The sequence below is a fragment of the Micromonospora sp. DT4 genome, from assembly GCF_049841675.1.
Lineage (GTDB): Bacteria > Actinomycetota > Actinomycetes > Mycobacteriales > Micromonosporaceae > Micromonospora.
Genome location: NZ_JBNCKT010000076.1, coordinates 1 through 17,784 on the forward strand (window position 1 = coordinate 1; position 17,784 = coordinate 17,784).

Annotated in this window: 13 protein-coding genes and 2 pseudogenes; 11 read left to right on the forward strand and 4 right to left on the reverse strand. The window is 72.1% G+C overall.

Features of this window, described 5'->3' with window-relative positions; translation table 11 throughout:
• Positions 1 to 165: 165 nt before the first annotated feature.
• From ACLQ24_RS20255 to ACLQ24_RS20290, 8 genes and pseudogenes are all read left to right on the forward strand, one after another.
• Complete coding sequence (locus tag ACLQ24_RS20255; RefSeq protein WP_425893278.1) at positions 166 to 888, forward strand: ABC transporter ATP-binding protein; 723 nt, start codon at positions 166 to 168, stop codon at positions 886 to 888.
• Between the two features lie 33 nt (positions 889 to 921).
• Entirely contained in the window at positions 922 to 1,800 is an 879-nt protein-coding gene (locus tag ACLQ24_RS20260) for a branched-chain amino acid ABC transporter permease (RefSeq protein WP_425893279.1), read from the forward strand.
• Positions 1,797 to 2,909: a branched-chain amino acid ABC transporter permease gene (locus tag ACLQ24_RS20265; protein WP_425893280.1), complete on the forward strand. Its 1,113-nt coding sequence runs from the start codon at positions 1,797 to 1,799 to the stop codon at positions 2,907 to 2,909. Before ACLQ24_RS20260 ends, ACLQ24_RS20265 begins: the two co-directional genes overlap by 4 nt.
• Before the next feature lie 83 nt (positions 2,910 to 2,992).
• Positions 2,993 to 4,279, forward strand: coding sequence for an ABC transporter substrate-binding protein (locus tag ACLQ24_RS20270; RefSeq protein WP_425893281.1), 1,287 nt, complete (start codon positions 2,993 to 2,995; stop codon positions 4,277 to 4,279).
• Between the two features lie 243 nt (positions 4,280 to 4,522).
• Positions 4,523 to 5,134 carry a TetR/AcrR family transcriptional regulator gene (locus tag ACLQ24_RS20275; protein ID WP_425893282.1) on the forward strand — a complete coding sequence of 204 codons (612 nt, stop codon included), beginning with the start codon at positions 4,523 to 4,525 and terminating at the stop codon, positions 5,132 to 5,134.
• A 51-nt stretch (positions 5,135 to 5,185) separates the two neighbouring features.
• Positions 5,186 to 7,975 (forward strand): AAA family ATPase, encoded by a 2,790-nt coding sequence (locus ACLQ24_RS20280; protein WP_425893283.1) that lies wholly within the window; start codon positions 5,186 to 5,188, stop codon positions 7,973 to 7,975.
• Between the two features lie 97 nt (positions 7,976 to 8,072).
• Entirely contained in the window at positions 8,073 to 8,537 is a 465-nt protein-coding gene (locus tag ACLQ24_RS20285; RefSeq protein ID WP_425893284.1) for a MaoC family dehydratase, read from the forward strand.
• Between the two features lie 304 nt (positions 8,538 to 8,841).
• Positions 8,842 to 9,140, forward strand: a pseudogene (locus tag ACLQ24_RS20290) (helix-turn-helix domain-containing protein); the annotation flags it as partial.
• A 173-nt stretch (positions 9,141 to 9,313) separates the two neighbouring features.
• On the opposite strand, the pseudogene ACLQ24_RS20295 reads toward ACLQ24_RS20290, so the two are convergent.
• From ACLQ24_RS20295 to ACLQ24_RS20310, 4 genes and pseudogenes are all read right to left on the reverse strand, one after another.
• Positions 9,314 to 9,473, reverse strand: a pseudogene (locus tag ACLQ24_RS20295) (IS701 family transposase); the annotation flags it as partial.
• A gap of 291 nt (positions 9,474 to 9,764) precedes the next feature.
• Positions 9,765 to 10,982 (reverse strand): cellulose binding domain-containing protein, encoded by a 1,218-nt coding sequence (locus tag ACLQ24_RS20300; protein WP_425893285.1) that lies wholly within the window; start codon positions 10,980 to 10,982, stop codon positions 9,765 to 9,767.
• Positions 10,983 to 11,127: 145 nt separating this feature from the next.
• Positions 11,128 to 12,117 (reverse strand): acetylxylan esterase, encoded by a 990-nt coding sequence (locus ACLQ24_RS20305; protein ID WP_425893286.1) that lies wholly within the window; start codon positions 12,115 to 12,117, stop codon positions 11,128 to 11,130.
• Positions 12,118 to 12,132: 15 nt separating this feature from the next.
• Complete coding sequence (locus ACLQ24_RS20310; RefSeq protein ID WP_425893287.1) at positions 12,133 to 13,173, reverse strand: LacI family DNA-binding transcriptional regulator; 1,041 nt, start codon at positions 13,171 to 13,173, stop codon at positions 12,133 to 12,135.
• A 247-nt stretch (positions 13,174 to 13,420) separates the two neighbouring features.
• Between ACLQ24_RS20310 and ACLQ24_RS20315 the strand changes: the two genes are divergently transcribed.
• The 3 genes from ACLQ24_RS20315 (at position 13,421) to ACLQ24_RS20325 (ending at position 17,784) form a co-directional block, all read left to right on the forward strand.
• The gene (locus ACLQ24_RS20315) at positions 13,421 to 15,811 is read left to right on the forward strand and encodes a glycoside hydrolase family 3 N-terminal domain-containing protein (RefSeq protein WP_425893288.1); all 2,391 of its coding nucleotides are present in this window, start codon (positions 13,421 to 13,423) and stop codon (positions 15,809 to 15,811) included.
• 96 nt (positions 15,812 to 15,907) lie between these two features.
• Positions 15,908 to 16,849: an ABC transporter permease gene (locus tag ACLQ24_RS20320; protein WP_425893289.1), complete on the forward strand. Its 942-nt coding sequence runs from the start codon at positions 15,908 to 15,910 to the stop codon at positions 16,847 to 16,849.
• Positions 16,846 to 17,784, forward strand: coding sequence for a carbohydrate ABC transporter permease (locus ACLQ24_RS20325; RefSeq protein ID WP_425893290.1), 939 nt, complete (start codon positions 16,846 to 16,848; stop codon positions 17,782 to 17,784). The genes ACLQ24_RS20320 and ACLQ24_RS20325 overlap by 4 nt, the downstream gene beginning before the upstream one ends.

Below are 17,784 nucleotides of genomic sequence, written 5' to 3' on the forward strand. Positions count from 1 at the left end.
CTGGGCGATGGCCCGACAGTCACCGGTGCACTCGAACCCCGATCGGCCCGAGTGAGACAAGGGTGCACCAATGAGCGCAGTCGCGAACGAAAGAAGGCTCAGCGTGAGCGCGCGGAGTGGGCCGGGTTTGCGAGCCCCGCAGTCGCGAACGAAAGAAGGCTCAGCGTGAGCGCGCCGGACCTGCTCGTGGTCCGGGGGCTGGTGGCCGGTTACGGCGCCGCGCCGGTGTTGCGGGCCGTCGACCTCACCGTGCCGACCGGCACCATCGCCGCCGTCGTCGGCGCCAACGGCGCCGGCAAGACGACGCTGCTGCGGGCGCTCTCCGGCGTGATCCGTCCGACCGCCGGCCAGGTCGTCCTCGCCGGAGAGGACCTGCGGGGTACGCCGATGGAGCAGCTCGTGCGGCGCGGCATGGCGCACGTCCCGGAGGGCCGGGGCGTGATCAGCGAGCTGACGGTCGACGAGAACCTCCGACTCGGCGGGCTGTGGCGGCGTGACCGGGCGGACGCCGGTCGTGCTCTCGACGAGGTCTACGAGCTGTTCGAGCCCCTGGCGCGCCGTCGCCGGCACCTCGGTCACCAGCTCTCCGGAGGGGAGCGGCAGATGCTCGCGCTCGGCCGGGCTCTGGTCGGCCGGCCGCGCCTGCTGCTGTTGGACGAGCCGTCGCTCGGCCTTGCGCCCCGGGTGGTCGCCCGGATCATGGCGCTGCTGCGCCAGCTGCGCGACCGGACCGGCCTGACGGTGCTGCTGGTCGAGCAGAACGTGCGCAGCGCCCTCGCCGTCGCCGACCAGGGCGTCGTGATGTCCCTCGGTCAGGTGGTGATCGCCGCCCCGGCGGCGACGCTGCGTGACGACGTCGACCTGCGCCGCGCGTACCTCGGTTTCTGACCACCACCGGTGTCCCCTTTGGAGGGAGGACAGTTGGACCGCTTCGTCTTCCTCACCGTCGACGGCCTGTCCCGGGGCGCGGTGTTCGCCGCGTTCGCGCTCGCGCTGGTGCTCATCTGGCGGGCGGCGCGAGTCGTCAACTTCGCCCAGGGCGCCATGGCCGTCGCCGCCGCGTACGTCGCGTACTCGGTGTCCGCCGCGACGGGCGCCTACTGGCTCGGCTTCGTCGTCGCGATCGTCGCCGGCCTGCTGCTCGGCGCGCTGGTGGACCGGGTCGTGATGCGGCACGTCGACCACGCGTCGCCGCTCAACCCGGTCATCGTCGCGCTCGGCCTGGTGCTCCTGATCCAGGCCGTGCTCGGGATGGTGTACGGCAACGAGTTCCGGTCCGCCGACGTCCCGTTCAGCCGGTCCGCCCTCAGCGTGGGCGGGGTCGCCGTGCTGTCGCCGTACGACCTGTTCGTCTTCGCCACGATCGCGGTGGTGGTCAGCGGGCTGGCCGGGATGTTCGCCCGTACCGCGATCGGGTTGCGGATGCGCGCGGCGGCGTTCGCGCCGGAGGTGTCCCGTCTGCTCGGGGTGAACGTCGGTGGCATGTTGACGCTCGGCTGGGCGCTCGCCTCCGGGGTGGGCGCGCTCGCCGCGATGCTGGTCATCCCGACCGAGTTGGGCCTGCACCCGCACGCCATGGACCTGGTGTTCGTCTCGGCGTTCACCGCGGCGGTGGTCGGCGGCCTCGACAGTCCACCGGGGGCGGTCGTCGGCGGTCTCGTGGTGGGGCTGCTGCTCTCCTACGTGAGCGGGTACGCCGGCAGCGACCTCACCCCGCTGGCGGTGCTCGTTCTGCTGCTGGCGGTGCTGCTGGTACGGCCCGGTGGACTGTTCGCCCCGGTCGCGGCGAGGCGGGTGTGAGCGCGACCCGGGCGGCCCTGCCGCCGAAACGCCGGCCGGCCGACACCGGCGACCGACCGGTCGAGCTTCGGTGCGGCTCCACGCTGCTGCGGCACCTCGCGGTCGCGCTCGCCGTGGGGCTGCTACTGGTCGCAGTCAGCTATGCCGTCGAGCCGTTCCGCAACTTCCAGCTCGCCACGATCGGGGCGTACCTCTGCGCCACCGCCGGGTTGACCGTCCTCACCGGGCTCAACGGACAGCTCTCGTTGGGGCACGGGGCGCTGATGGCGACCGGGGCGTACACGGTGGCGCTGTGCCAGAACGCGTTCGCCGACCGGGGGTTGACCGGCGGCTGGCTGTTGCCGGTGTCGCTGCTCGCGGCGGTGCTGGGCACGGTCGCGGTCGGCGCGGTGGTCGGTGTGGCGGCGGCCCGACTGCGCGGCCCCTACCTGGCCGGGGTGACGCTCGCCGTGGCCGTCGTCGTGCCGGCGCTGGCCGTCACCTTCGACGGCGTCCTCAACGGCGAGCAGGGGCTGTCGGTGCCGGTGGAGCCGCCGCCGCTGGCGCTCGGCCCCTACTTCCCCTACGAGCGGTGGCAGCTCTGGGTCTCGGCCGCCGCCACGCTGCTGGCGCTGCTGCTGCTGGCGAACCTGGTCCGCAGCCGGTACGGGCGGACCTTCCGGGCCGTGCGCGACGACGAGGTGGCGGCCCGACTCGCGGGCATCCACGTGGCCCGTACGCAGGTTCTCGCATTCGTGGTCAGCGCCGCCACCGCCGGGCTCGGCGGTGGTCTGCTCGCGGTGCTGTCGCAGAGCGTCTCGCCCGGGGCGTTCTCGCTGACGCTGTCCCTGTTCCTGCTGATGGCCGTGGTGATCGGCGGCCTCGGTCGTCTCGCCGGCGGGCTCTGGGGGGCCGTGCTGCTGGTCGCCCTGCCCGATCTCACCCATTCCGTGACCGAGCTGCTCACCCTCTCGCCGGCGGTGGCGCAGCGACTGGAGGGCAACCTCCCGCTGGCGATCTTCGGAGTCACGCTGATCGTCGTGATGATCGCCGCGCCCGGCGGTGTGCAGGGCCTGTTGGCCCGTCTCGGCCGGGCGCTGCTGGCCCGCTGGCCGGCCCGGCGTTCCTGAGCTGTCCCCGGTCCGGCCTGCGCCGGGCGCCCCGCCACCACCCCGTTCCCGCAGAACCAGACCGAGAAAGGTCGGTGTTTCCCATGCACCCTACGGCGCGACGCGGTCTCGCGATCGCCAGCACCATCGCCCTGCTCGTCTCCGCCACCGCCTGCGGCGGCGACGACGGCCCCACCTCCGGCGGGAGGTCCGTGTCGGGAGTCACCGACACCGAGATCGTCGTCGGTACCCACATGCCGCTCACCGGGCCGGCGTCGGCCGGCTACTCGAAGATCGCGCCGGCGACGAAGGCGTACTTCGACTACGTCAACGCCAACGGCGGCGTGCATGGCCGGAAGATCACCTACAAGATCATGGACGACGGCTACAACCCGGCCAACACCCAGCAGGTCGTCCGTCAGCTCGTGCTGCAGGACAAGGTGTTCGCGGTCCTCAACGGCCTCGGTACGCCGACGCATACCGGGGTGCTCGACTTCCTCAAGAGCAACCGGGTGCCGGACCTCTTCGTCGCCTCCGGCAGCCGTAGCTGGGACCAGCCCGACACGTATCCCGGCACGTTCGGCTTCAACCCGGACTACACGGTCGAGGGCAAGATCCTCGCCAACTACGCGAAGGCGAACCTGGCCGGCCAGAAGATCTGCTTCCTCGGTCAGGACGACGACTTCGGCCGCGACAGCCTGGCCGGCGTGGAGAAGGTGCTCGGGGCCGGGGCGGTGACGGTCAAGCAGACGTACGTCACCAGCAACACCAACGTCGCGCCGCAGGTCGGCGCGTTCAAGGCGGCCGGCTGTCAGGTCGTCATGCTGGCGACCGTGCCCGGCTTCACCGCGCTCTCCATCGGCACCGCCGCACGGCTGGGCTTCAAGCCACAGTGGCTCGTGTCCAACGTCGGTGCCGACCACCCGACCCTGGCCAAGCAGCTCGGCGCCGCCGCGCCGCTGCTGGAGGGCATGGTCGGCACCAACTACCTGCCGATGCAGAACGACACCGCGAACCCGTGGATCCAGCTCTTCATGAAGATCAACAAGACCCACAACGGTGACGCGCCGTTCGACGGCAATACCGTCTACGGCATGTCGGTCGGCTACCTCTTCGTGCAGGTGCTGCTCGCCGCCGGCAAGGACGTCACCCGCGAGAAGGTGATCGACGTGGTCCAGAAGGGCGGCTTCCAGGGCCCCGGCCTCGCGCCGCTGCGTTTCTCCGCCGACGACCACTCCGGCTACGGCGGGCAGCGGTTGAGCCGGGTCAGCGGGGGAGTCCAGAGCTACTTCGGGCCGACGTACGAGACCGACGAGAGGGACGGACCGGTCAATGAGTACACCGCCGCGCCGGTCGCGCCGCCGGCGAACGGGGTGCCGACCGTCTCCTGACGCGCGTGCCACGTCGTCGTACGACCCGGGGGTGACCACGTCCGGGTCGTACGACCGCGCGGGCGCGTGCGCCATCGTGAGGCGTTGACCGACGCCGATCAGTGCTCCTACTATTTGCACCGTGAATGCAATCCGACCGGCCCGGATGATGCCTCCCACGCGTCCTCGGCGCTGCCCGATCACCGCCTGTCTAGACTCCTCGCAGAGCCGGGCGACACCGTGGCGGTGAAGGGGCGGGGGCGGATGAACAGGGTCGAGGCACCGGGGCGGGTCGACGGGCGGACCGCCCGCGCCGAGCGCACCCGGGCGGCCATCGTCGAGGCGCACCTGGCGCTCATCGCCGAGGGTGACCTGCGCCCGACCGGGGAACGCATCGCCGAGCGGGCCGGCATCTCCCTGCGCACGCTCTGGACCAACTTCAAGGACATGGAGACGCTCTTCGAGGCGAGCGGCGCCGAGGTGCTGCGGCAGCAGGATGCCGCGTACCGGCCGATTTCGACCACGTTGCCGCTGGCCAAGCGGGTTGACGCGTACTGCCGCCAGCGGGCCCGGCTGCTCCAGCTCATCACGCCGTCGGCGCGGGCCGCGCAGATGCGCGAGCCGGTCTCCGGCCAGCTGCACCGCAACCGCCTCAAGCACGTCGACCGGGTCCGCGACGAGGTCGAGCACCTCTTCGCCACCGAGCTGGCGCGCGCCGGGTCCGAGCGTGGGCAGCTGCTCAACGCGGTGGTGGCGGCGAGCATGTGGCCGGCCTGGTCGATGCTGCGCCACGGCCTCGGGCTGGGCGTGGACGCGGCCCGCGCGGTGATGACCCGTACGGTGGGCGCGCTGTTGGCCGAGGTAGCGGCCGACTGATCCCGGCCTGTCCTCTTTCCATCCGCTTATCGATGAGTGACACTGTGACGCATGGTTACTGCATCACAAGTGCAATTAACTGTGCTGCGCGGCCGGGATGACCAGTGCGGGGCCGTCCGGAGTCTGCTGGACGGCGTGACCGACGACGGCGGAGCCCTGCTGCTGCACGGCGAGCCGGGCTCGGGCCGGACCGCGCTGATCTCCTACGCCCACCGGCACGCCGCGAAGGACTGCACGGTCCTGGCCGGGGCCGGACTGCCCGAGGAGGCGATGCTGCCGTACGCCGGCCTGCAACGCCTGCTCGATCCGGTGCGCGACCGCGCGACCGCCCTCCCCGAGCCCCGACGGCACCGGCTGTTGCGGGCGTTGGACGGGGAGGGTTGCCCGCCCGAGCGCCGGCTGGCCCTGTCGGTGGCGGTCCTCGGGCTGCTCGCCGCAGTCGCCCGGGAGCGCCCGCTGCTCGTCACGATGGACGACATCGACCGGGGTGACCCGCAGACCACACAGGTGCTCGCGGTCGTGGCCCGCCGCCTCCGGCACCTGCCGATCACCGCCCTGCTCACCGGGGACGCCACCGCCACTGTCGACGGTCTCGTGACGTACCGGCTGGAGCCGCTGAACGAGCGGGACAGCATCGCCGTCCTCACCGATCGGCTGCCCGAGCGGCCGGCCGTACCGGTCGCCGCCATGCTCGCCGCGATCGGTGGTGGCAACCCGCAGGCTCTCGTCGACCTCGCCGGCGTGCTCACCCCGGGGCAGTGGCGTGGGGAGGAGCCGCTACCGGCCGCGCCGCCGGCCGACGGTGAGCTGGGACGCGCCTGCCGGGCCCGGATCGACCGGCTGCCACCGGACACCCGCCGGATGCTGCTGCTCGCCGCGCTCGACGAGTCGGACGACGCGGCGACACTGGTCCGTGCGGCCGGTGCCGCCGGCATGGCCCTCGATGCGCTCGCCCCGGCCGAGGCCGCCGGGCTGGTCCGGGTCGAGCCGGGAGCCGTCACGTTCGCGCAGCCACTGGCCCGCGCGATGGTCGCGGCCGGCGCGCCGCTCGCGCAGCGGCGGGCCGCGCACCGGCTGCTCGCGGGGGTGCTCGACCCGCACGGTCAGCGGCTACGCCGGGCGATGCACCTCGCCGACGCGACCGCGGGCGCCGATCCGACGCTCGCCGACGAGTTGGAACAAGCGGCAGCCGGTGGGCGCAGTGGCTGGGCCGTCGCATCGGCGGCGCTGTGCCGGGCCGCCGCGCTCAGCGACAGTCCCGGCGACGCCGCCGCCCGCCTGCTCGTCGCGGCTCGCTACGCCTGGGCGGCCGGGCAGCCCAACCAGGCCCGGCTGCTGCTCGACCGTCTCCGCGCGACAAGCGCGGATCCGGTCGACGACGGCCACGCCGGGCTGCTACGCGGCGAGATCGACCTGCGCTGCGACGACGCCACCGGCGCGGCGGCCACTCTGCTGTCCGCCGCGCGGACGGTCGCGGGGGCCGACCGCGCGCGGGCGATGGAGGGACTGGCCCGCGCCGGTGAGGCCGTGTGCTTCGCCGGCGACCAGTACCGGTACGCGGAGGTCGGCCGGCGCGCCGTGGCGCTCCGGCAGCCCAACGACCCCCCGACCGTGGAGCTGCCCGCCTGCCTCGTCACCGGTGTGGCGGCCACGCTGCGGGGTGACCACGAGCGGGCCGGGCCGGCGCTGCGCCGCGCCGTCGTACTGGGCGGCCGGCTGACCGGGCCCGAGCTGACTCCGACCGCGCTCACCTGCGCGGCGGCGGCCGGACTGGTGGTGGCCGTGGACGGCGCCGCGCACCGGCTCGCCGAGCGCGCCGTCGGGTTGGCGCGGGAGCGTGGCGAGTTGTCGATGCTCTCCCGGGCCTTGGAGCTGCGGGCGGTCGCCGAGTACTGGCTGGGACGGCACGAGGCGGCGGCGGAGACCTCCCGCGACGGGCTGCGGGTAGCGCGCGCCACCGGGCAGTTCAACTGCGCGAACGTCCACCTGGGCATGCTCGCCGTGCTCGCGGCCGTGCGCGCCGACCGGGAGACCAGCCTGCGGCGGATCCGCGAGATCGGTACGACGCCGACGCCGGGAAGCCGACCGCACGCGCTCGCCGGATGGGCGCTTGCCGTCCTGGACCTCGTCGACGGTCGGCACGCCGAGGCGGCGGCCCGACTCGCGTCGCTGGCCCGGCTCGGCACCGGCCGCGGTCAGGTGCTCGTCCAGGTGATGGCCACCCCGTACCTGGTGGAGGCCGCCGCGCACCTGCCGCACCGGCCGGCGGCGACCGCCGCGCTCGCGGCCTTCGACAGGTGGGCCAGCAGCACCTCGAGCCCGCTGCGCCGGGCACTGTCGGCCCGGTGCCACGCGCTCCTGGCGGCGCGGGGCGGCGTCGAGGCGGAACGCGAGTTCCGCACGGCGCTGCGGCTGCACCCGACTGAGGCCGGCGCGTTCGAACGGGCCCGGACCGAGTTGCTCTTCGGTCAGGAGCTGCGGCGCAGCCGGCGGCCCCGGGACGCCCGGGAACACCTGCACCGTGCCCGGGAGGCGTTCACGCTGCTCGGGGTCGGACGCTGGGCCGAACTGGCCACGGCCGAGCTGCGTGCCGCCGGGGAATCGGTCGGACCACTGGATCTGCCGGCGGCGCGGTTGCTGACCGGTCAGCAGCTCCGGATCGCCCGACTGGTCGCCGGGGGTGCCACGAACCGGGAGATCGCCGCCCGGATGTTCCTGTCCACCCGCACTGTCGACCACCACCTGCGCAACGTGTTCCACCGGCTGGGCATCCGCTCCCGTACCGAGCTGGCCCGCGCGTTCGCCACCGAACAGCACGCCGGTCTGGCCTCCGACCGCTGAGCGCCAGCGCCTGCTCTGGACGGCATTAACTATCACCGCTAGTTTGTGCGTCAGACGAGCGCCCGCTGCCACCCGCCAGAGCACTAAGGACACCCGCATGCGAGTCTTCACCTCCGTCGACGAACTGACCGCCGCGGTCGGCGAGACCCTCGGCCCCGGCCCCTGGCAGCGGATCGACCAGGACCGCGTGAACCTGTTCGCCGACGCGACCGACGACTACCAGTGGATCCACGTCGACCCGGTACGCGCGGCGGCCGGGCCGTTCGGCGCCACGATCGCGCACGGCTTCCTGACCCTGTCGCTGGTGCCGGCGCTGGCCGGCCAGCTCTATCGCGTCGAGGGGATCGCGATGGGGGTCAACTACGGGCTGAACCGGGTGCGCTTCCCCGCGCCGCTGCGGGTCGGCGCCGCCGTCCGGGCCAGGGCGGTCATCGCCGAGGTGTCGCCCGTCAGCGGTGGGGTGCAGCTGGTCACGGCGGTGACGGTCAACAGCGACGGCGGCGACAAGCCCGTCTGCGTCGCCGAGACGGTGAGCCGCCTCTACCGCGCGGCGACCCGCTGAGCGGTCGTCCGACGGCGTAGCTGTCAGGCAGCCTGCGGCCGGCGGTGACCCTCGGTCACCTCGGTAGGGGCGGATGCCTTCCTTGAGCGTGATGCCGCAGAGTCATCTTGATGCCTCTGCGGCATCACGCTCAACAGCACATCGACACGGCGGTCAGCCACAGCGGATGGTCAGCGCCCTGAGCGCCCCAACTGCGCGCCGGAGCATGCCGAGCCAGGCACAATGGCGGTACCGTCGACATGGCGGCCCGGCGGTGTAGAAGCCGGCGGTGCCGCCATTGCCGTCCTCTACCGGGAGCACCGCCATGACGGCCCACGTCGACCCACGCTTCGGCGCCACCCTCCGGCAACTTCGTGAGCAGGCCGGCCTGTCCCTGCGGGCGCTCGCCCAGCCCAGGACGACCTGCTTCAACGAGTGTCGGGCAGCGACGTCAGCGCCGAAACTCTCGCCCGCATCGAGCAGGGTGTCGACGACCTCGCCGTCCTGTACCCGACCACCGCCCCGGCCGACCTGCTGCCGATGGTGCGCCGGCATCTGGCCTACGTCACCCGCCTGCTCGACGGGCGGGTCAGCCTCGCCCAGCAGCGGCGCCTGGTCGTCGCCGTTATGGCTGGCCGCTCGTGGTGGTCCGCCCGTCCCGCCCGGCACCGGCGAGAGCATCCAGGCCTCAAGGAGCGCGTCGACCAGCTCTACCGTGCCGCCGTCCTGGTCGTGCTCGACACCAACGTCTATCTGCACTACCCGCAGGAGCTGCACGAGATCGACCTGCGGCAGGACATGTTCAATCAGCCAGGAACGCACGTCGTCGCGGACGCCGACGGCGTCCCACACCGCCGTGCGCAGCAGCCGCTGCATCGCCTGCGGATCGTCGTGCACCGCCCGTTCCGCAAGCGACCAGCAGGTCTTTCGTTCCACACCCGACAGCAGCCCTTCCACGAACTGCCCGGCGGTCCGGCGTGTCGCACGACGGCGTCCGGGTCGGTGCTGAGTCGGTCGACGAGTTCGGGGTTGGCGTGTGGGTCGAGGGCGACGAGCCGTCGTATCGCCGGGTCTGGGTCGTCGGCGAAGCGGGCCAGTCCTTCGGTGGGGAACTGTGGCAGCTCGCTGAGCCGGCTGGTGGGTCACAGCAAGATCGAGCGGGCTCCGACCGCGTCCTGAGCCACCCGTACCTGCGGGGGCGGCGAGAAGACTCCTCACCGCCCCCGCGTCTGCTGCTCAGGGCGTGTGTCAGGCGACCGCGCAGGCGGTGCCGTTGAGCGTGAAGGCCGTCGGGCGACCCGCGTTGCCGGTGTGGGTGGCCTGGAAGCCGATGTCGACCGAGGTGTTCGGGGCGATGGTGCCGTTGTAGGAGACGTTGCGGGCGGTCACCGCGCCGCTCGTCGGTGAGTAGGCGGCGTTCCAGCCGCCGGTGATGGTCTGGCCGCTGGGCAGCGTGAACGCCAGCGCCCACCCGTTTATCGCGCTGCTGCTCGTGTTGGTCACCGAGACGGACGCGGTGAGACCGTCGTTCCAGGCGTTGACCGTGTATGTGACCCGGCAGCCCGCCGACGGCGGCGGAGTGGTGGGCGGGGGCGTGGTGGGCGGCGGGGTCGTGGGCGGGGGCGTGGTGGGCGGCGGGGTCGTGGGCGGGGGCGTGGTCGGGGGCGGGGTGGTCGGTGGGGGAGTGGTGGTGGGCGGCGTGTCCCCGCCGATGCTGCCGGGCACCGCGCGCAGGGCGTCGTACCAGGCGACGGCCATCTTGCGATAGCCCGTGGCGTTGGGGTGGACGCCGTCGGCCAGGTCGCTGAGCGTCAGCGCGCTGTACATGTCGACCAGGTGGACACGCTTACCGGCCGCGGCCCTGGTCTGCACGATCCCCGGGATCGCCGCGTTGAAGCCCCGGACCTGGTTGTCCGCGCCGGACTTCGGGATGATCGTCGCCACGAACACGTCCGCGTTCGGTGCGGTGTTGGTGATGCGGTCGACCAGGGTGGCCAGCCGGCCCGGTGCACCGGAGGTGTCTCCGTACATGTCGTTCGTGCCGATGTGCAGCAGCACGGTCCGCGGGTTGGTGGCGCGCAGCCAGTTCACGATGTTGGCGTCGATCTGCGCGATGGTCCAACCGGAGTGGCCCTCGTGGTCGTGGTCACCGAGGCTGGACGGGCCGTTGAACATCGAGCCGACGAAGTCGATCCGGTAGCCGCCGGACGCGAACCGCTGCCAGAGTTCGATCCGGTAGCCGCCCGCGACGTTGAAGCCGTCGGTGATCGAGTCGCCGAGGGGCATGACGCGTACGCCGCCGTTGGACTCGGCGTTGGCGGGCGCGGTCGCCACCGGTACGGCGGCGGTCATGGCCGCGACGGCGGCCAGCGCCGCCCACCACAGCCGGGCCCGGCGGGGCCGGGACGTGGTCGTGGTGCTGGGGGGTGTCGGGGGGACGGGTTTACCAAGGGTCACAGTGGTCATGAGGGCTTCCTCGGGTGGTGAGCTGCGCGCGACGACCAGGAACCCGGACGTCGGGATGTGCCCTTCACCCCGCCCGAACGCACCATAGCTTGTTATCGCTAACACCAGCAATGCATCGACCACCGACCATGGCTTCCGGTCGCGGTCAGCCCGCGAGCGTCGCGGCGAGCCAGCGCAGCTGCCGCCGGACGTGCAGGGCCTCGCCGCCCTCGTGGCCGTTGAACGGGTACACGTGCAGCTCCCGCCGGGGCGCCTCGGGCCGGTTGGTCGCGGCGCCGTACTGGTTGTAGGCGGCGAAACCGGTGCTCGGCGGGCAGACGGTGTCGCGCAGACCGATGCCGAAGTGCGTCGGCGCCGTAGCCCGCCGGGCGAAGGTCACGCCGTCGACGTAGGACAGCGTCCGCCGGACCGCGGCCTCGGCCTCCCGGTCCACCGCCAGGTATCGGGCGATCTCGCCGTACGGCGAGGCGTCGCTGAGCGCGATGGCGTGCTGCACGTCGCAGAGGAACGGCGCGGTCGTCAGCACGGCCGCGAGGTCGTCGACCAGTCCCGCCGCGGCCAGGGCCAGGCCGCCGCCCTGGCTGTTGCCGACCACGGCGACCCGACCGACGTCGACACCGGGCAGGGCGCGAACCGCCTCGACGGCCCGGACGGCGTCCGTGATCAGCCGGCGGTAGTGGTAGTCGTACGGGTCGCGGATTCCCCAGGTTGCCGGCCAGGGGCCGCCGGGGGCGCCGTGCGGGTCGGGGGTGTCGCCGGGGCCGTACTGCCCGGCCTGGCCCCGGTTGTCCATCAACAGGTGCGCGTACCCGGCGACCGGCCAGGTCAGCCGCTCGTGTGGCAGGCCACGGCCGCGCCCGTAACCGGCGAACTCCACCACCGCCGGCAGCGGTCCGGGTACGCCGGCCGGGCGGGTGAACCAGGCCCGGACCTCGTCGCCGCCGAAGCCCGCGAACGTGACGTCCCAGGAGTCGAGCAGGCGCAGGTCGGTGGCCTCGGGACGGACGTCGACGAGCACCGGACGGCTGGCTGCCACCGCGAGGGTGTCGGCCCAGAACCGGTCAAAGTCCTCCGGTTCGGTGACGGCGGGTGAGTATCGTTCAAGCTCGGCCAGGCGCACAGTGGAGTCGGGCACGGGTTCCTCGCAGGGTCAGCGCGGTGAGGCGGGGGGCGCGGTGCTCTCCCGGACGATCAGCGCGGTCACCAGGTCGATCCGGCTGGTCGCCGGCTCGGTGCCAGCGGACAGGTCGAGCAGCATCTGGGTGGCGATGCCCGCCATGTCCCGCAGCGGCTGGTTGATCGTCGTGAGCGCCGGGTCCGTCCAGGTGGCGAGCGGCAGGTTGTCGTACCCGATCACCGACAGGTCCTCGGGGACGCGCAGGCCGCACCGTCGTGCGGCCCGGAGCACCCCCATCGCCTGGATGTCCGAGCCGGCGAAGATCGCCGTGGGCCGGTCCGGTCGTTGCAGGAGTTGCAGCCCGTGGGCGTGGCCCGTGCCGGCGGAGAAGCTGCCGTAGCGGATCAGCTCGCGATCGAGGATCAACCCGGCTTCGTCGTGGGCGGACTGGAAACCGGCGGCCCGGGCCCGGCTGCACAGCATGTCGGGGGGCCCGGAGATGACCGCGGTCCGCTGGTGCCCCAGCTCGATCAGGTGTCGCGCGGCGAGCAGGCCGCCGTTGAAGTTGTTCGAACCGACTGTGGGCACGGAGGCCGAGGTCGCGCTGTCGGTGTCGATCACGACGAACGGCACGCCCTGACGCCGCAGGAGCTGTTGCTGTGCGTCGGTGAGGTGGCAGAGGACGAACAGCACGCCCAGCGGACGCTGGCCGAGCAGCGTGTCGAGCCACCGCGGCGGTGGACGGTGCGCGCCGCCGAGCTGGGACACGGCGAGGCTGACGCCGGCCAGGCTCGTCACCGCCTCCACGCCGCGCAGGACCTCCATCGCCCAGCCGGTGTCGAACTCGTGAAAGACGAGGTCGATCCGCCGGGTCGCGGACGACGAGCGCCGGCCGCGGCGCTGGTACTGGTGCCGGTCGAGGCTCGCCTCGACACGCGCTCTGGTGCCGGCGGAGACGTCCTCGCGTCCGTTGAGGACCTTGGAGACCGTCGCGACGGACACACCGACGTCGTGGGCGATCGTCGCGATGGTCGTGGTGGAGCCGGGTGGGCCGAGCGGGTGGGGCTCTGTCATTGCAGCCTCATACAGCATCCGAAATTTTCGGACGACCTTAACACGATCGGCTGACCGTGCTCGTCGATGCGCGTATGCGGCCAGGGATGGGTCCGGCGACCAATCGAAACTCTTGACACGGTCCGACGGCGGACTTAGGTTGCCGAAAAGGTTGCTCTGGTTTCCGGAAAGTTTCGGATGTGGAACCGCGCGCCACGAACCGGTCCCACGACGACGCGGATCGTGGCCGGAGCTAAGGGGTCTCGGCATGACAAGTCAGCTGCCCGCCGACGGCGAACCGGCGTCCCGCGACGCCGCACCGTGGCGCAACACCCGGCTGTCGCCGGCCGAGCGGGCCGAAGCGCTGCTCCCGTTGATGTCCGTCGAGGAGAAGGTCGCCCAGCTCTTCGGGGTCTGGGTCGGTGCCGAGGCGACCGGCGAGGGCGTCGCGCCGCATCAGTCCGACATGATCGACGGCGCCCCGCCGTGGGACACGATCATCCGGTACGGGCTGGGTCAGCTCACCCGCCCGTTCGGCACCGCGCCGGTCGACCCGGTGCTCGGCGCCCGCTCGCTGGCCGCCTCGCAGGAGCAGATCGTGGCCACCAGCCGGTTCGGCATCCCGGCCCAGGTGCACGAGGAGTGCCTGACCGGCTTCGCGGCCTGGCAGGCCACCGTCTACCCGACCCCGCTGGGCTGGGGCGCCTCCTTCGACCCCGAGCTCGTCGAGGAGATGGCCGGGCGGATCGGCGCCTCCATGCGGGCGGCAGGCGTTCACCAGGGGCTCGCGCCAGTCCTCGACGTCACCCGCGACTACCGCTGGGGTCGGACCGAGGAGACCATCGGGGAGGACCCGTACCTGGTGGGAACGACCGGCGCGGCATACGTGCGGGGCCTGGAGGACGCCGGTGTGGTGGCCACCCTCAAGCACTTCGCCGGTTACTCCGCCTCCCGGGGCGGACGGAACCTCGCCCCGGTGTCGATGGGCCGTCGCGAGCTGGCCGATCACATCCTGCCGCCGTTCGAGATGGCCCTGCGTCTCGGCGGCGCGCGGTCGGTGATGAACTCCTACGCCGAGATCGACGGTATGCCCGCCGCCGCCGACGAGGACCTGCTGACCGGGCTGCTGCGCGACGAGTGGGGCTTCACCGGCATCGTGGTCGCCGACTACTTCGCCGTGCGGTTCCTGCAGACCCTGCACGGCGTCGCCGAAGGTGCCGCCGACGCCGCACATCTCGCCCTGCGCGCCGGCATCGACGTCGAACTGCCCACCGTGGACGCCTTCGGCGACGACCTGGTGAAGGCCGTGCGTGCCGGCGAGATCGACGAGGCCCTGATCGACCGGGCGGCCCGTCGCGTGCTGATCCAGAAGATCGAACTGGGTCTGCTCGACGAGGGCTGGCGCGCCCTGCCCGACGACGTCGCGGCCCTGCGCCTCGACGACGAGGTCGGCCGGGACATCGCCGTACGCCTGGCCCGGGAGTCCGTGGTGCTGCTGCGCAACACCGGCGTGCTACCGCTGCCCGTCGCGGGCCGGGTCGCCCTGGTGGGGCCGCTCGCCGACGACCCGATGGCCATGCTCGGCTGCTACACCTTCCCCAACCACGTCGGTGTCCACCACCCCGACCACGGCCTCGGCGTGGAGATCCCGACGCTGCGCGACGAGCTGGCCCGCCGCGTTCCGCTGCTCACCCACGAGCCGGGCTGCGCCGTCACCGGCGAGGACACGTCCGGCATCCCGGCCGCAGTCGCCGCGGCGGCGAACGCGGACGTGTGCGTGCTCGCCGTCGGCGACCGGGCGGGGATGTTCGGCCGGGGCTCCTCCGGCGAGGGCTGCGACGCCGCCGACCTGCGGCTGCCCGGGGTACAGGCCGACCTCGTCCGGGCCGTCCTCGCCACCGGCACCCCGGTCGTGCTGGTGCTGATGACCGGCCGGCCGTACGCGCTCGGTCCGGAGTTCGACACGGCGGCGGCCGTCGTGCAGGCGTTCTTCCCCGGCCAACTCGGCGGGCAGGCGCTCGCGGAGGTGCTCACCGGCGCGGTGTACCCGTCCGGGCGGCTGCCGGTCAGCATGCCCCGCGACGCCGGAGGGCTGCCGGGCACGTACCTGTCGCCGCCGCTCGGGCGGCGCAACAAGGTGTCCTCGATCGACCCGACCCCGGCGTACCCGTTCGGCCACGGCCTGAGCTACACCACCTTCGAGTGGTCCGACGCCACGGTCGTGACGCCGGTGGACGCGGACCGGGACGAGACGGCCCCCTGGCCGGTGGACGGCGAGGTCCGGGTGCGGATCACCGTCCACAACACCGGTGACCGGGCCGGCACCGAGGTGGTGCAGCTCTACCTGCACGACCCGGTCGCACAGACCACCCGCCCGGTGAACCGGCTGGTCGGCTTCGCCCGGGTGCCCCTCGATCCCGGAGCGCGGGCGCACGTGACGTTCGGCGTACCGGCCGACGTCACGTCGTTCACCGGTCGAACCGGCCGGCGGGTGGTCGAGCCCGGCGCGGTCGAGCTGCGGTTCGGGCGGTCGAGCGGGGAGATGGCGGAGGCACTGCCGTTGCGCCTCACCGGGGCCGAACGCCAGGTCGGGCACGAGCGGGAACTACTCACGTCGGTGCGGATCGAGCCGCTCGTGGCCGTTCCGCACTCCGCATAGGAGGCGGGGATGACATCCGGAACGTTACGGCCACCGCCACCGCCACCGCCACCGCCACCGCCACCGCCACCACCGCCGGCGCCGCCCGGTGCCGCGGTGGAGGCAACTGTCCCTGCCCCACCCGCGCCCCGTCGGCGGCGCACCTGGAGACAGGCGCTGCGCCGGGACTGGCAGCTCTACTCGCTCGCCGTCCTGCCGCTGCTGTTCTTCCTGGTCTTCCGGTACCTCCCGATGATTGGCAACATCATCGCGTTCCGCCGGTTCAAGCCCGACGGGAGCATCTTCGGTGAGTACTGGGTCGGGCTGCGGTACTTCCGGATGTTCCTCGCCGATCCGACGTTCTGGGATGTTTTCACCAACACGCTGGTGCTCGGGGCGCTGACCCTGCTGTTCTGCTTCCCGTTGCCGATCGTGCTCGCGCTGCTGCTCAACGAGGTGCGCGCCCGGCGGCTGCGGCGGTTCGTGCAGTCCGTGTCCTACCTGCCGCACTTCCTGTCGATCGTGATCGTCGCCGCGATGGTCATGCAGTTGACCTCCGTCGACGGGACCGTCAACCAGATCGTGCAGGCCATCGGCGGCGAGGCGGTGCCGTTCCTGCAACGCGCCGAGTGGTTCCGGACGATCTACGTGTCGTCCGAGGTCTGGCAGACGGTCGGCTGGGGCACCATCCTCTACCTCGCCGCGCTCACCACCGTCGACGACGACCTGTACGAGGCGGCCCGGATCGACGGCGCCAACCGGTGGCGGCAGACCTGGCACGTCACGCTCCCGGGCATCCGGCCCACCATGGTGACGTTGCTGATCCTCAACATCGGCACCTTCATGGCGGTCGGGTTCGAGAAGATCCTGCTGCTCTACAACCCGCTGACCTACCCGACCGCCGACGTCCTCTCCACGTACCTGTTCCGGATGGGCTTCGGGTCCAGCAACTTCAGCTACGCCGCCGCCATCGGACTGTTCGAGGCGGTCATCGGGCTCACGCTGGTCCTGACGGCGAACCTGATCGCCCGGCGCACGGTGGGGACGAGCCTGTGGTGACCGTCGACGCCACCGACACCATCCGTGCGAGCGACCCACCCGCCCGCGCTCGGCTTCGTGGTATCCAGCAGGGCCGGGGCTACCGCGTGTTCCAGGCGTGCAACGCGATCGTGCTCACCATCGTGGTGGTGGCGACCTTGTTCCCGTTCGTCAACGTCCTGGCCCGCTCCCTCAGCGACGAGGGGTACATCATTGCCGGCCAGGTCAACCTCGTGCCGCGCGGGTTCAACCTGGACACCTACCGGCTCGTGCTGAACGACCCGCTGTTCTGGACCAACTACCGCAACACCGTCTTCTACACCGTCGTGGCCACGGCCATCTCGATCGTGCTGACCACCTGCTACGCCTACGTGCTGTCCAAGAAGCACCTCCGGGGACGTACGGCTCTGATCGGCATAGCGGTCTTCACCATGTTCTTCACCGGTGGTCTGATCCCCAACTACGTGCTGGTCACCAGCCTGGGCATGAAGAACTCCGTCTGGGCGATCGCGGTGCCCAACGCGATCAACGTGTTCAACCTGCTGGTGATGAAGGCGTTCTTCGAGTCCCTGCCGACCGAGTTGGAGGAGGCCGCCGCCGTCGACGGGCTCAACACGTACGGCATCCTGCTGCGCATCGTGCTGCCGCTGTCGAAGGCGATCGTCGCCACGATGGTGCTGTTCTACGCCGTGGCCTTCTGGAACTCCTGGTTCGCCGCCTTCCTCTACATGGACAAGCAGGAGCTGTGGCCGGTGACCGTCTATCTGCGCAACCTGATCGCCGGGGCCACCGGCGCGGAGAACGTCGGCGCGATCGCCGAGGCCGACGAGGTGCAGGCCGAGGCGACGCTCAAGTCCGTGACGATCGTGCTCACGACTCTGCCGATCCTTCTGGTCTACCCGTTCGTCCAGCGGTACTTCGTCCGCGGCGTGCTGCTCGGCGCCGTGAAGGGCTAG

Coding starts and splice junctions, on each gene's coding strand:
- ACLQ24_RS20280 (WP_425893283.1), top strand. CDS start 5,186: ATGGTTACTGCATCACAAGTGCAATTAACTGTGCTGCGCGGCCGGGAT.
- ACLQ24_RS20270 (WP_425893281.1), top strand. CDS start 2,993: ATGCACCCTACGGCGCGACGCGGTCTCGCGATCGCCAGCACCATCGCC.
- ACLQ24_RS20310 (WP_425893287.1), bottom strand. CDS start 13,173: ATGACAGAGCCCCACCCGCTCGGCCCACCCGGCTCCACCACGACCATC.
- ACLQ24_RS20285 (WP_425893284.1), top strand. CDS start 8,073: ATGCGAGTCTTCACCTCCGTCGACGAACTGACCGCCGCGGTCGGCGAG.
- ACLQ24_RS20275 (WP_425893282.1), top strand. CDS start 4,523: ATGAACAGGGTCGAGGCACCGGGGCGGGTCGACGGGCGGACCGCCCGC.
- ACLQ24_RS20315 (WP_425893288.1), top strand. CDS start 13,421: ATGACAAGTCAGCTGCCCGCCGACGGCGAACCGGCGTCCCGCGACGCC.
- ACLQ24_RS20300 (WP_425893285.1), bottom strand. CDS start 10,982: ATGACCACTGTGACCCTTGGTAAACCCGTCCCCCCGACACCCCCCAGC.